The organism is Streptomyces sp. NRRL B-3229 (assembly GCF_000719505.1).
GTDB classification, from domain to species: domain Bacteria; phylum Actinomycetota; class Actinomycetes; order Streptomycetales; family Streptomycetaceae; genus Streptomyces; species Streptomyces griseorubiginosus.
The window spans coordinates 125,097-137,620 of sequence record NZ_JOGP01000007.1; the positions used below are offsets into that span (position 1 = coordinate 125,097).

Below are 12,524 nucleotides of genomic sequence, written 5' to 3' on the forward strand. Positions count from 1 at the left end.
CTCGAACTCATGACGACGGACACCCCGGCACGGCTCCTGACGCTCCTCTCCCTCCTCCAGACGCCCCGCGAATGGCCCGGTGGCGAGCTCGCCGACCGGCTCCAGGTCTCCCGCCGCACGGTCCGCAGGGACATCGACCGGCTGCGGGAACTGGGCTATCCGGTCCAGGCGACGAAGGGCTCCGACGGCGGCTACCGCCTGGTGGCCGGCAAGGCGATGCCACCGCTGGTCCTCGACGACGAGGAGGCGGTGGCCATCGCGGTCGGTCTGCGGGCGGGGGCGGGGCACGCGGTCGAGGGGGTGGACGAGGCGTCGGTGCGGGCCCTGGCGAAGCTGGAGCAGGTCCTGCCGTCCCGGCTGCGGCACCGGGTGTCCACCCTCCAGGCCGCGACGACCCCGCTGACCAGTGGGGACGGGGCGAGCATCCCGACCGGGACGCTGACCGTGATGGCGTCCACGGTGGCCGGTCACGAGCGGCTGCGGTTCGCCTACCGGGCGAAGGACGGGGTGGGGTCGCGGCGCGTGGTGGAGCCGTACCGGCTGGTCTCCACCGGGCGGCGCTGGTACCTCGTCGCCTACGACCTCGACCGCGGCGACTGGCGGACGTTCCGGGTGGACCGGGTGAGCGAGCCGTTCGCCACGGGAGCGCGGTTCGCTCCGCGGGAGTTGCCGACGGGGAGTGCGGCGGAGTTCCTGCGGCAGTCGATGTACCGGCGCCAGGAGACGTACGAGCTGGTCGTGACGTTCGAGGCGGACGTGTCCGTGGTGGCGGCCCGGGTGCCGGCGTGGATGGGGGTTCCGGAGCCCCTGGGCGAGGGCCGGTGCCGGCTGCGGGGGGCGGTCGGGGACGCGGTGGACTGGATGGCGGTGCGGTTGGCGATGACGGGGGTGGAGTTCCGGGTGGAGGAGCCGCTGGAACTGGTGACTGCGGTGCGGGAGTTGGGGGGCCGACTGGTTCGGGCGTCGGGGGACGTCGCATGAGGTGGTGCCGGGTTCGGATCTCGGGCGGGTGCGGGTCCGTTGTGGCTGGTCGCGCCCACGCGGCGGAGCCGCATATCGGCACAGCCCCGCGCCCCTGGGTGGGTGCGGGGGACGTGCGCCACGACGTTGCTCCTCTCTGGGAGCTAGGCGCGAGCCGTGACCAGCAGGCCGAAAGCCGCGATGATCTCGGCGACCCGGACGTAGTGCCAGCGGTTCCAGCGGTTCAGCTGCTCCTTCCAGTCGGCGGGCCGGTTCTCCGGGGTCCACGTCTTGTTGCGGTTGTTGATCGGGACCAGCAGCAGGACCGACATGATCACGCTGATCAGCAGCAGCACGCCGGCGGTGACGACCAGTCCGGCGTGGTCGTGGTGCCGTCCCGCCACGGCCCAGACCGCGACGAGGCCGAGCGAGGTGAGGTACCAGACGGGCATCGCGGCGCCGAGCATCCGGCCCCCGTGGGCGTGACCGAGCTGGGCGCTGTCCTCGGGCAGGGCGTTGAGGATCGGACCGAGGACGAAGGCGACGGCGACCTCCACCCCCACCATCAGTCCGACGACCACGACGGTGATGACCTCGAGTGAGCTGAACATGATGATCCTCCGGGATCTAGCGTTGCTAGCCGATGAGGCAACGCTAGTACTACTGCCGCTCGGTTGTCTAGCGGTGCTAGGATCGAGTCATGTCGGTACAGGAACGCAAGGAACGCGAACGGGCCGAGCGCGAGCGCCTCATCGTGGCGACCGCCCGCGAGATCGCCGAGCAGCAGGGCTGGGACGCGGTCACCACCCGCCGGCTCGCCGAGCGCATCGAATACAGCCAGCCCGTCCTCTACAGCCACTTCCGCGGCAAGCGCGAGATCATCGGGGCCGTCGCGGTCGAGGGGGCGGCCGAGATCGCGGTGGCGGTCCGGGCGGCGACCGCCGGGGCGACCGGCCCGCGCGAGCGGGTCTCCGCCCTCGCCCGCGCCTACCTCGACTTCGCCGCGCGCAATCCCGCGGTCTACGACGCCCTGTTCCAGCTCGACGGCGGCCTGGCCTTCGCGCAGGAGGACACCCCGGAGTCCCTGAAGGACGCCTTCGCCGCGCTGCTGGAGAGCCTGGGCGAGGTCGCCGGGGAGGGTGTCGACACGGGACTGTTCACCGAGCTGTTCTGGGCCTCCCTGCACGGCCTGGCCACCCTGACCCGTGCGGGTCGGCTGCCGCCGCAGGACATCGAGCCGAGGGTGGAACTGCTGGTGGACCGACTCGCCGTGATCTGATCCCGGGACCGTGTTCAGGGCGGGGCAGACCAGGCGGGGCAGACCAGGCGGGGCGGATCGACTGAACCCCCTTCAGCCCCCCCCTCGGCCCCCTCAGGCACCTCCTAGAAAGCCCCCCTCGGCTCCCCGCAGGCACCCCCCAGAAAGCCCCCAACGGCTCCCAGATTCCGTACCGCCACGTCCACCAGCCCCTCCGCCGGCTCCTCACCCGCCGCCCACGCCTCGACGGCCGTGCGGACCGCCGCGCTGCCCACCGCCGCCAGGAAGCGCACGTCCTCGCGGCCGGTCCGCTCCGTGAGGACCTCTGCGAGACGTCGTTCCGAGGACCGGCACACCTCCGCCCACACCCGCCGCAGTCCCGCGTCGCCGTCCGCGAGGCGGATCAGGGTGCGGACGAAGGTCCAGGAGGAGGTGGAGACCCCCTCCCCCGGTGTCAGGGTCCGCCGCGCGCCGTGGGTGAGTGCCTCGGCGACCGACAGCTCCGCCGGCGCGGACCGCACCGCCTCCGCCCACAGCCGCGCCCCCGCCGAGTACAGCGGCTCGACCGCCTCCTCCTTCGTCGCGAAGTAGCGGTAGAAGGTCCGCGGCGCCACCCCGGCGGCCGCCGCGATGTCCTCCGCCCGCGTCCCCCGCGGCCCTTGCCGCACGAAGAGCTCTCCCGCGACCCGGGCGATCTCCATCCGGGTCGCCGCCTTGCGCCGCTCGGTCAGGGAGGCGGCCACCGGAAGGGCGGCCGGGACGTCGGACGACTCGCTGCTCACGGCCTGCACGCTATGCCGATGTGACAGAATCTGCCATCCGGTGGGCCACCCCGTGGTTCAGGTACGGGGTGACCCACCGCTCCGCCCAGCGAACCGCCACCGCTCCGCCCAGCGATCCGGCGTCGCGCAGAAAATGGAGCCGGACCCCGGCGCCCGGGGGGAGGGGCGCCGAAGTCCGGCTCTGGGAGAGTCCCGGCGCCGGGGGGGGGTGAGCGTCGGGACTTGGTTCAGGTGGGCCTGGAGGTGCGATCTCCCGGCCCGAACACCTGGACCCTGAAGTCTTTTGCCCAGGGTCCGGCGGCTTAAGCGGCCTACTACAGCCATGTTTACGCGGTCTTCCGCCACCCGGCGTACGCGGTTGGCATACCCAGCTCACGCAGCCGCGTCGAACCCCGTGCTGCGCGCCAGCTTCTTCAGCTCCAGCAGGGCGTGCTTCTCGATCTGCCGGATCCGCTCGCGGGTGAGGCCGTGTTCCTTGCCGACCTCGGTCAGGGTGCGCTCCCGGCCGTCCTCGATGCCGTACCGCATCTTGATGATGGAGGCGGTGCGCTGGTCCAGGCGACCGATCAGGTCGTCCAGCTCCTCGCTGCGCAGCAACGTCAGCACCGACTGCTCCGGGGACACCGCCGAGGTGTCCTCCAGGAGGTCACCGAACTGGGTGTCGCCGTCGTCGTCCACCGACATGTTCAGCGAGACCGGGTCACGGGCCCAGTCCAGGACGTCCGTCACGCGCTCAGCGTTGGAGCCGAGCTCGGCGGCGATCTCCGCGGGCTCCGGGTCGCGGCCGTGCTCGCGGTTGAACTCGCGCTGCACGCGGCGGATGCGGCCCAGCTCCTCCACGAGGTGGACGGGCAGCCGGATGGTGCGGGACTGGTCGGCGATGGAGCGGGTGATGGCCTGACGGATCCACCAGGTCGCGTACGTGGAGAACTTGAAGCCCTTGCGGTAGTCGAACTTCTCGACCGCGCGCACCAGGCCGGCGTTGCCCTCCTGGATGAGGTCGAGCAGGGGCAGCCCGCTGCGGGGGTAGCGGCGGGCCACGGCGACGACCAGGCGGAGGTTGGACCTGATGAACACGTCCTTGGCGCGCTCCGCCTCCTCCACCAGGGCCTCCAGCTCCTCGCGGGTGGCGTCCGCCTTGGCCTCCTCGAACCCGTCGAGGACCTGTCGGGCGAACACACCCGCCTCGATGATCTGGGACAGCTCGACTTCCTTGGCGGCGTCGAGCAGCGGCGTACGCGCGATCTCGTCGAGGTACATGCCGACCAGGTCGCGGTCGGCGATCTCGCCGCCATGGACGCGAACACTGCGTGCCGCGTCGGTAGACCCGCCGGTGGCGGACTTACGACGGGCGACGGCACGGGTTGCCATGCGTGCTCCCTTGCGAGTGGGGGTCCCCCCAGGCCTTTGGGGTACTGGGGGCGGGTCAGCGGGTGGTTCTTGGACGCCGGGTTCCGAGCTCCGTTGCTCTCGCGACTCTCCTCGGGTGCCCTGCATCCGATGGAAACAACGACTGGAAACCGGACAGAATTCCCTCCGGCGTCTCTATTTTTCTGATCTTGCAGTATCCTGCCCGGCCACACGGAGGAGGCGTGATGCCGTCGGAGCGTGCAGAGGTGCAGGTCAGGCCGGGAGTCGAAGGTGACCTCGGGGCGCTCACCGACCTCTACAACCACTACGTCCGTGAGACGCCCATCACATTCGATACCGCTGCCTTCACCCCGGAAGAGCGCCGCCCCTGGCTGCTCTCCCACCCTGAAGACGGTCCGTACCGCCTGATGGTTGCCACCGACACGCATTCGACAGGAACCTCACAGCGGCTCCTCGGCTACGCCACGTCCAGCCCGTTCCGCGCCAAGCCCGCGTACGCGACCTCGGTGGAGGTCACGATCTACCTCGCTCCGGACGCCGGCGGCCGCGGCATCGGCACGCTCCTCTACAAGGCCCTCTTCGAGGCCCTGGCGGGCGAGGACCTGCACCGCGCCTACGCCGGCATCGCACAGCCCAACGAAGCGTCCACGCGGCTGCATGAACGCTTCGGGTTCCGGCACGTGGGGACGTACGAGGAAGTGGGCCGCAAGTTCGGCCGCTACTGGGATGTGGCCTGGTACGAGAAAACCCTGTAGGTCTTCAAGCGGAGGCTCAGCCGAACTGCACCGACCGCTTGGCCATCCCCATCCAGAATCCGTCGATCACGGACTTCTGCGTGTCCAGCTCGCCGCTCACGTCGGCCGCGCCCATGGTGACGAACAGCGGCGCGAAGTGCTCGGTGCGGGGGTGGGCGTAGCGCCCGGCCGGGGCCTTGCGGAGGAAGTCGAGCAGGGAGTCCACGTCCCGCGCCTCCAGCGCCCGTCGGCCCCACTCGTCGAACTCCGAGGACCAGGTGGGCACTCCGGGCCCGGTGTGGCGCAGGGCGGCGAGGTTGTGGGTGAAGAAGCCGGAGCCAACGATCAGCACGCCCTCGTCGCGCAGCGGGGCGAGCTTGCGGCCGATCTCCATGAGCTTGACCGGGTCGAGGGTCGGCATGGAGATCTGGAGGACGGGAATGTCGGCTTCGGGGAACATCTCGACGAGCGGGACGTAGGCTCCGTGGTCCAGACCGCGGTCCGGGATGTCCTGCACGGGGACGCCGGGGGCGCGGAGCAACTTACGGACGGACTCGGCGAGTTCGGGCGCACCGGGGGCGTCGTAGGTCACCTTGTAGTAGTGCTCGGGGAAGCCCCAGAAGTCGTAGACGAGGGGGACACGGGTGACCGCACCGAGGGCGAGGGGGGCCTCCTCCCAGTGGGCGGAGACCATGAGGATCGCCTTGGGGCGGGGCAGCTCCGCGGACCAGGCGGCCAGCTCACCGGGCCAGATCGGGTCGTCGGCGAGCGGCGGCGCCCCGTGACTCAGATAGAGGGCGGGCATGCGCTCCAGCGTGTCGGCGGACATGGCGGGGACTCCTCCGGTACTTCCGATGCGTTCGGTGCGATGGACGGGTTCGATGCGATTGATGCTTCAAATTTAAAACGTCTTCGGATATGACTGTACGCCTCATTTGTTTAATATTCAAGGAGAGGGCTCGTAGAGTGGGACCCATGAACACGGCACCCGCCCCCGATGACAAGCCCCAGTGGCTCGACGACGAAGAGCAGCGCATCTGGCGCTCGTACGTGCACGCCACCACCCTTCTCGAGGATCACCTCGACCGCCAGCTCCAGCGGGACGCCGGCATGCCGCACATCTACTACGGGCTGCTCGTCGGACTCGCCGAGGCCCCGCACCGGCGGCTGCGGATGACCGAGCTGGCCATGAGGGCGAAGATCACCCGCTCCCGGCTCTCGCACGCGATCGCCCGCCTGGAGCGCAACGGCTGGGTGCGCCGCGAGGACTGCACCGACGACAAGCGCGGCCAGTTCGCGGTGCTCACCGACCCTGGCCTGGAGATGCTCCGGGACGCGGCGCCGGGCCATGTGCGGGCCGTGCGCAACGCCGTCTTCGACCGGCTCACCCCGGAACAGCAGAAGTCCCTCGGCGAGATCATGCAGATCGTCGCCGAGGGACTCCAGCCGAACGAAGCGGGTGCGGACCTGCCCTGGCTCCGCTGAGCCAGGGCAGGTCCTTGGTGGTCGTGCGTGCGGGGCGTCCCCGTCCCCGTCCGCACGACAGGCCCGAAGGGGTACGACCGGTCGGTCGTCGTCGTCAGTGGGCGACGACCGGGATCGCCAGCTCCTCCTCCGCGCCCTCGCCGGAGGCCACCGGGGTGGTGTCCGGACGGCCGGCGTTGACCAGGGTCACGACGATCACCGCGGCGAGCGCCAGCATGCCGACGGCGAACCAGATCGCGTTGGTGTAGCCGTGCACCTGGCCCTCCAGCGCCACCAGCTGCTGCTGGGACTTGGAGGCCGCGGAACCCATGTGGTCCTTGATGTACGCGGTCGTCGCCGAGGCGGCGATCGTGTTCAGCAGTGCGGTACCGATCGCGCCGCCTACCTGCTGCGAGGTGTTGACCATCGCGGAGGCGACACCGGCGTCACGCGGCTCGACGCCCAGGGTGGCCAGGGACATGGCCGGCATGAACGCCGTACCCATGCCGAGGCCGAGCAGCAGCATCGCGGGCAGGATGATCGAGGCGTACGACGAGCCGATCTCCAGCTGGGTCATCAGCAGCATGCCGACCGCGGCGACCAGGAAGCCGGGGCCCATCAGCAGGCGGGCCGGCAGGCGGGTCATCAGGCGGGTGCCGATCTGGGTCGAGCCGACCATCATGCCGACGATCATCGGCATGAAGGCGAAGCCGGTCTTGATCGGCGAGAAGCCCTTCACGATCTGGAGGTAGTACGTGAGGAACAGGAAGGTGCCGAACATCGCGATGATCGCGATGCCGAGCGAGAGGTAGATGCCGCCGCGGTTGCGGTCGGTGACCACGCGCAGCGGCAGCAGCGGGGCCTTGACCTTGGCCTCGGTGACGACGAAGGCGATCAGCAGGACGGCCGACGCGACGAACATCGAGACGGTCACGGTGTCGCCCCAGCCGTCGGACTCGGCGCGGGTGAAGCCGTAGACCAGTGCGACCAGGCCCAGGGTGGACAGCAGGACACCGGGGATGTCGAGCGGGTTGCGGTTGCGGCCGCCCTCCGGCTCACGGATGACGAAGTACGCGCCGAGCGCGGCGACGATCGCGAACGGGATGTTCACGAAGAAGGTCCAGCGCCAGTCCATGTACTCGGTCAGCACACCGCCGAGGATGAAGCCCACGGCACCGCCACCACCGGCGATGGCACCGTAGATGCCGAAGGCCTTGGCGCGTTCCTTGGCGTCCGTGAACATCACGGCGAGCAGGGAGAGCGCGGCGGGCGCGAGCAGCGCGCCGAAGACGCCCTGGAGGGCGCGGGCGCCGAACATCATGGCGCCGGAGGTGGCGGCACCGCCGAGCGCGGAGGCCGCGGCGAAGCCGACCAGCCCGACGACGAAGGCGCGCTTGCGGCCCCACAGGTCCGCTATGCGGCCGCCGAAGAGCAGGAGTCCGCCGAAGGCGAGGGCGTAGGCCGTGACGACCCACTGCCGGTTGCCGTCGGAGATGCCGAGGTCGGTCTGGGCGGAGGGCAGGGCGATGTTCACGATGGTCGCGTCGAGGACGACCATCAGCTGGGCGAGCGCGATGAAGACGAGCGCTTTCCAGCGGTTGGCGTCACCGGTCGGTGCCGGTACGTCGGGAGCCTTTGCGGCTGTTTCAGACATGGGGGTACCCACTTCGGGACTTCGGTACGGAAAAAGGGAACGAAAAGCTGCTGTTGGAGACTGCTGCGCTGCTCGGAACTAATCGGTCAGGACTGGCGGAGGCCCTCCATCGTCACGGCCGTGCCCGGGAGCTCGGACCGGGCCGGGGCCCGCAGTCCGTCCAGGAACAGCTGAAGAGTGCGGTGCACGAACCCGTCCAACGTGAGGCAGGCGGTACCGGCCGGGGGCCGGGACAGCTGGGCCACGGCGACCATCAGGTCACCGACGCCCACGTCCGCACGGAGCTGGCCGGCCGCCCTGGCCCGGTCCATGAGCTGCTCGACGAGCTGCTCGATCCGTTCACGGGACGCTTCCAGGTCAGGGTGGTGCTGGTCGAAGGCGCCCTGGACCATCGGGCACAGAGCGGAGATCCGCTCGTCCGCGGAGGCGTGCACGAAACGCTCCAGCGCGCCGAAGGCGTCCCCCGTCTCGGCGAGCGACTGCTCCGCCGCCTCGGACGTGCGGTCCAGGACGGAGCAGACGACCTCGCGGACGAGGGCGTCACGGTCGGGGAAGTTGCGGTACAGCGTGGCATTGCCGACGCCGGCCCGGCGGGCGATGTCGTCGAGCGGCACATCCGGGCCGAACTCGGTGAACATCTCCCGGGCGGCGGTGACGATCCGCTCGCGGTTGCGCAGGGCGTCGGCGCGGGGCCGGGTCACCTTGCGCGGTGCGGTCGTCGTGGCGGTCACGGTGTACTCCCCTCAGGTCTGGTTTCCGCGATCCGGGGACACGGTCCCCGTTTCGCTCGGACACAGGTCTAAACGGGGAGACGCTCCCCGGTTATTTCGGGTTGAGAAGAAAACATGTTGTGACCTGAGTCACACCGTTTCCGGTACCCACGTTCGGTCTCCTCCAGCGCGCGCCCACCCCTCCCCCGGCAGAGGGTGATCGAAAAGGTGCAGCCTTCCGACCAGCGGCTGCCGCGCTCCGAAGGGTGCCCCGCATGCCGTGGACCAGCCGTCGCATACGCCCGCGCCGGGTCGCCGCCCTCGTGTCCGTGACGGCACTGACCCTCGCGGTCAGCACCTCCGCCGGCAGCGGGCCGCTCGCCGCGAAGGCCCCCACCGCGGCCGGTCCCGTCGCCCTGGCCCGCTCCGACTCCCACGGCGCCTGCCTGATCAACGGCGGCCCGACCGTCCAGATGTCCGAGGGCCTGCCCACCCCCAACGGCTACTCCCGCTCCACCGGCACGGTCCACGCGCTGACCCTGATGGTCGACTTCTCCGACGCACCCGGCTCCGGCCCCGCGCTGAGCCGCTTCCGGGAGTTCTTCCCGCAGACCCAGGACTGGTTCCGCACCAGCTCCTACGGCCGTCTCGACTACCGCCCCGAGACCCCGATCCCCGACTGGCTGCGCATGCCGAGGTCCTTCCGCTCCTACGGCATAGAGCGCGGCGCCCCCTTCGACCCCGGCTACAGGCGGCTGGTCCAGGACATCGTGGCCGCCGCCGATCCCCGGGTGGACTTCCGGTCGTACGACTTCCTGAACATCCTGGTGACCCCGAACGCGGGCCCGTCCGCCCTGGACACGGTCCTGTCGGTGACCTTCGCCGGCAACACCGACGCCCCGGTCGCCGACGGGGTGCCCGTCGCCAACGCCTCCTTCGTGTACTCCCGCCAGGACGACGGCTCCGGCTCCTACCCGCAGACCGGCTACCGGGTGCTGCCGCACGAGAACGGCCATGTCTTCGGGCTGCCCGACCTGTACACCCAGGCGGGCGGGGGCGCGGTCGGCCACTGGGACATCATGAGCGAGGACTGGGGGGCCGACAACGACCTGCTCGGCTGGCACAAGTGGAAACTGGGCTGGCTGGACGCGGCGCAGGTCGACTGCGTCACCGAGCGCGGCACCACGCAGTACACGCTGACCCCGCTGGGCCGGCCGGGCCTCGGCACGAAGCTCCTCTTCGTCCCGCTGAGCCGCCGCACCGGTTACGCCGTCGAACTGCGCACCCGTGAGGGCAACGACGAGTCGGTGTGCCGGCCGGGTGTGCTGGTCTACCGCGTCGACGCGAACGTGGACACCGGGCGCGGCCCGGTCCGGGTCTACGACTCCCACCCCGACAGCGGCGGCTGCACCCGCAGCCCCAACGTCCACGCGGAACTGTCGGACGCGCCGTTCACCACCGGCGAGGAGTTCCGGGATCCGCGCAGAGGGCTTCGGGTGCGGGTGGAGGGGGTGGACGAAGAGGGGAACGTCCGGGTCGGGGTCACGCGGGGGTAGGGCAGACGCCTGGTGGGGTGCGGACGCCGGGTGACGCGGAGCCAGGCGCCTGCGTGGTGCCGGGCTCGGTTGTGGGGCGGGTGCGGGTCCGTCGTGGCTGGTCGCGCCCACACGGCGGAGCCGCATGTCACCACAGCCCCGCGCCCCTGGGGCTCGCGGGGCGGACTACCGTAGGCGTGCCCCGATCGCCGTACCGGAGAACCGATGCCCGCTGAGACGTCCCCTGCACCGGAGGCACCGGAGTCCGCCGTGCCGGCCGAGGCGGTCGCACCGCTGATCAGGGGGGTCAGGGTGCTGCGGGAGCTGACCGAGGCGGGCGGGACGCTGAGCCTGAGCGGGCTGGAGCGGGCGACGGGCCTGGCACGTTCCACCGTCGACCGGATCACGTCGACGCTGGCCTGCATGGGATACGTCCGCTTCGACGGCCGGGACGCGGTGGCGACTCCCCGGCTCATGGAACTCGGCAACGCCTATCTCGCCGCCCTGCGTCTGCCCGACCTGCTCTCCGCGCGGGCCGACGCCCTCGCCGACGCACTGGACGAGTCGGTGTCGCTGGCGGTCGCCGACCGGGACGGCATCCGCTTCATCCACCAGGCCACCCGCCGCCGCGCGATGTCCCTCAGCTTCCGCATCGGCGACCTGCTCCCCGCCGAACGCACCGCGCCGGGGCCCCTGTTCGCCGCCGAGTGGACCGACGCCGAGTGGCGGGCCTGGCGGGAGCGCCGGGCGGCGGACCCGGAGAACCGGCACTTCACGGCCGTACCCCCGCGGGAACTGCCCTTCCCGGACGCGGAGTTCGAGCAGCGGGCGGAAGCGGCGGGGCGCAACGGCTGGGCGCTGGACGACCAGTTGATCGAACCGGGCCTGGTGGCGGTCTCCGTGCCGGTACGGGACCCGCGCACGGGCCGGATCGCCTGCGTGGCGAACGTCGTGAGCCACACCAGCCGGCACACCGCGACCGACCTGCGCGACACGCTGCTGCCGCGGCTGCGGGCGACGGTGGCCGAGATGGAGCACGAACTGGCGACCGCGCCCGACCCGGCCCCCGGGCCGCCCCCCGCCGACCTGGCCTCCTGGATCGGCGCGTCCAAGCACGAACTGGGCCGGGAGTTCATCGAGTCCCTCGCGCGCGGCCTGACGGTCCTGACCGCCTTCGGCGAGGGCAGGGCCGCGCTGACCCTGACGGACGTGGCACGGGCGACCGGCCTGGCCCGGGCGACCGCCCGCCGCGCCCTGATCACCTACGAACACCTGGGCCTGGTCCGCCAGCACCCGGAGTCCCGGACCTTCACGCTCACCCCGCGGGTCCTGTCCCTGGGCTTCCCGCCCCTGTCCCGCACGACCCTCCCCCGCATCGCGGCCCCGCACCTGGCGGACCTCTCGGCCCGGGTCAGGGAGTCGACGGCGCTGGCGATCCTGGTCTCCCGGGGCCCGGACGCGGAGATCCAGTACACGGCACGGGCGGTGTCCCCGCGGATCATGGGCGTGGACATCCGGGTCGGCACCCGGCTGCCGGCCGCGGCGACCTCGCTGGGCCGGGTGCTGCTGGCGGAGAACCGGTCCCACGCCCTGCTGGACGAGGACTGGGAGGACGGTCTGCGCACGCTCGCCGTCCCGCTGCACGACCGTACGGGCCGGGCCGTCGCCGCCGTGGGCGTGGCCCTGCACGCGGCGGGCCGCACGGCGGCGGAGTGCGTCGACGAACTCCTCCCCGAACTGCGCCGGACGGCGTCCCGCATCGAGGGAGAGCTGCGGGCGGCGGGGCGTTTCACCCGGGTCCCGCTGCTGTGATGCACCGGAACCGGGAAGAACACCGGGGCCTCGATCGGCTACCCTGTCTGACGTTGGCTTGCCTTCGTAGCTCAGGGGATAGAGCACGGCTCTCCTAAAGCCGGTGTCGCAGGTTCGAATCCTGCCGGGGGCACCACGCGAAAGGCCCCGGACCGATCATGGTCCGGGGCCTTTTCGACGACAGAGCCAGACGGCAGCGACTCCCTGCGCCACGTGACGCCCTCTTCAGGCGAGCGGCGAACTG

12 protein-coding genes and 1 tRNA gene are annotated in these 12,524 nt (G+C 71.2%); 7 read left to right on the forward strand and 6 right to left on the reverse strand.

Annotated elements, in window-relative coordinates; genetic code table 11:
- Positions 1-9: 9 nt before the first annotated feature.
- Complete coding sequence (locus IF54_RS0112475) at positions 10-981, forward strand: helix-turn-helix transcriptional regulator (protein WP_030317609.1); 972 nt, start codon at positions 10-12, stop codon at positions 979-981.
- A gap of 143 nt (positions 982-1,124) precedes the next feature.
- Here IF54_RS0112475 and IF54_RS0112480 read toward each other — a convergent pair whose 3' ends face one another.
- Complete coding sequence (locus tag IF54_RS0112480; RefSeq protein WP_030317613.1) at positions 1,125-1,571, reverse strand: DUF1772 domain-containing protein; 447 nt, start codon at positions 1,569-1,571, stop codon at positions 1,125-1,127.
- 89 nt (positions 1,572-1,660) lie between these two features.
- On the opposite strand from IF54_RS0112480, the gene IF54_RS0112485 reads away from it, so the two are divergent.
- Positions 1,661-2,239: a TetR/AcrR family transcriptional regulator gene (locus IF54_RS0112485; RefSeq protein WP_030317616.1), complete on the forward strand. Its 579-nt coding sequence runs from the start codon at positions 1,661-1,663 to the stop codon at positions 2,237-2,239.
- A 104-nt stretch (positions 2,240-2,343) separates the two neighbouring features.
- On the opposite strand, the gene IF54_RS0112490 is transcribed toward IF54_RS0112485, so the two are convergent.
- Both IF54_RS0112490 and IF54_RS0112495 read right to left on the reverse strand, forming a co-directional pair.
- A complete protein-coding gene (locus tag IF54_RS0112490; protein WP_037819886.1) occupies positions 2,344-3,009 on the reverse strand; it encodes a TetR/AcrR family transcriptional regulator in 666 nt (221 codons plus the stop codon).
- 363 nt (positions 3,010-3,372) lie between these two features.
- Entirely contained in the window at positions 3,373-4,371 is a 999-nt protein-coding gene (locus IF54_RS0112495; RefSeq protein WP_020137744.1) for a sigma-70 family RNA polymerase sigma factor, read from the reverse strand.
- 224 nt (positions 4,372-4,595) lie between these two features.
- Here IF54_RS0112495 and IF54_RS0112500 point away from each other — a divergent pair, with 224 nt between their 5' ends.
- Positions 4,596-5,126 (forward strand): GNAT family N-acetyltransferase, encoded by a 531-nt coding sequence (locus IF54_RS0112500; protein ID WP_030317623.1) that lies wholly within the window; start codon positions 4,596-4,598, stop codon positions 5,124-5,126.
- A 16-nt stretch (positions 5,127-5,142) separates the two neighbouring features.
- On the opposite strand, the gene IF54_RS0112505 is transcribed toward IF54_RS0112500, so the two are convergent.
- The gene (locus tag IF54_RS0112505; protein WP_030317624.1) at positions 5,143-5,934 is read right to left on the reverse strand and encodes a dioxygenase; all 792 of its coding nucleotides are present in this window, start codon (positions 5,932-5,934) and stop codon (positions 5,143-5,145) included.
- A gap of 146 nt (positions 5,935-6,080) precedes the next feature.
- On the opposite strand from IF54_RS0112505, the gene IF54_RS0112510 reads away from it, so the two are divergent.
- Entirely contained in the window at positions 6,081-6,590 is a 510-nt protein-coding gene (locus IF54_RS0112510; RefSeq protein ID WP_030317626.1) for a MarR family winged helix-turn-helix transcriptional regulator, read from the forward strand.
- Positions 6,591-6,684: 94 nt separating this feature from the next.
- Here IF54_RS0112510 and IF54_RS0112515 read toward each other — a convergent pair whose 3' ends face one another.
- Positions 6,685-8,223, reverse strand: coding sequence for an MFS transporter (locus tag IF54_RS0112515; RefSeq protein WP_030317628.1), 1,539 nt, complete (start codon positions 8,221-8,223; stop codon positions 6,685-6,687).
- 86 nt (positions 8,224-8,309) lie between these two features.
- Positions 8,310-8,954 carry a TetR/AcrR family transcriptional regulator gene (locus tag IF54_RS0112520; protein WP_030317634.1) on the reverse strand — a complete coding sequence of 215 codons (645 nt, stop codon included), beginning with the start codon at positions 8,952-8,954 and terminating at the stop codon, positions 8,310-8,312.
- A 254-nt stretch (positions 8,955-9,208) separates the two neighbouring features.
- On the opposite strand from IF54_RS0112520, the gene IF54_RS0112525 reads away from it, so the two are divergent.
- From IF54_RS0112525 to IF54_RS0112535, 3 genes are all read left to right on the forward strand, one after another.
- On the forward strand, positions 9,209-10,489 hold the full coding sequence (locus IF54_RS0112525) for a M6 family metalloprotease domain-containing protein (RefSeq protein ID WP_030317635.1): 1,281 nt from the start codon (positions 9,209-9,211) through the stop codon (positions 10,487-10,489).
- 204 nt (positions 10,490-10,693) lie between these two features.
- Positions 10,694-12,280: an IclR family transcriptional regulator domain-containing protein gene (locus IF54_RS0112530; protein WP_030317636.1), complete on the forward strand. Its 1,587-nt coding sequence runs from the start codon at positions 10,694-10,696 to the stop codon at positions 12,278-12,280.
- A 60-nt stretch (positions 12,281-12,340) separates the two neighbouring features.
- Positions 12,341-12,416: transfer RNA gene (locus tag IF54_RS0112535), tRNA-Arg, on the forward strand.
- The last annotated feature ends 108 nt before the right edge of the window (positions 12,417-12,524 follow it).

What these genes read in the sequence shown, in the direction of transcription:
- IF54_RS0112475 (WP_030317609.1), top strand. Translation starts at nt 10, where the DNA reads ATGACGACGGACACCCCGGCACGGCTCCTGACGCTCCTCTCCCTCCTC.
- IF54_RS0112505 (WP_030317624.1), bottom strand. Translation starts at nt 5,934, where the DNA reads ATGTCCGCCGACACGCTGGAGCGCATGCCCGCCCTCTATCTGAGTCAC.
- IF54_RS0112515 (WP_030317628.1), bottom strand. Translation starts at nt 8,223, where the DNA reads ATGTCTGAAACAGCCGCAAAGGCTCCCGACGTACCGGCACCGACCGGT.
- IF54_RS0112485 (WP_030317616.1), top strand. Translation starts at nt 1,661, where the DNA reads ATGTCGGTACAGGAACGCAAGGAACGCGAACGGGCCGAGCGCGAGCGC.
- IF54_RS0112480 (WP_030317613.1), bottom strand. Translation starts at nt 1,571, where the DNA reads ATGTTCAGCTCACTCGAGGTCATCACCGTCGTGGTCGTCGGACTGATG.
- IF54_RS0112500 (WP_030317623.1), top strand. Translation starts at nt 4,596, where the DNA reads ATGCCGTCGGAGCGTGCAGAGGTGCAGGTCAGGCCGGGAGTCGAAGGT.
- IF54_RS0112525 (WP_030317635.1), top strand. Translation starts at nt 9,209, where the DNA reads ATGCCGTGGACCAGCCGTCGCATACGCCCGCGCCGGGTCGCCGCCCTC.
- IF54_RS0112495 (WP_020137744.1), bottom strand. Translation starts at nt 4,371, where the DNA reads ATGGCAACCCGTGCCGTCGCCCGTCGTAAGTCCGCCACCGGCGGGTCT.
- IF54_RS0112510 (WP_030317626.1), top strand. Translation starts at nt 6,081, where the DNA reads ATGAACACGGCACCCGCCCCCGATGACAAGCCCCAGTGGCTCGACGAC.
- IF54_RS0112530 (WP_030317636.1), top strand. Translation starts at nt 10,694, where the DNA reads ATGCCCGCTGAGACGTCCCCTGCACCGGAGGCACCGGAGTCCGCCGTG.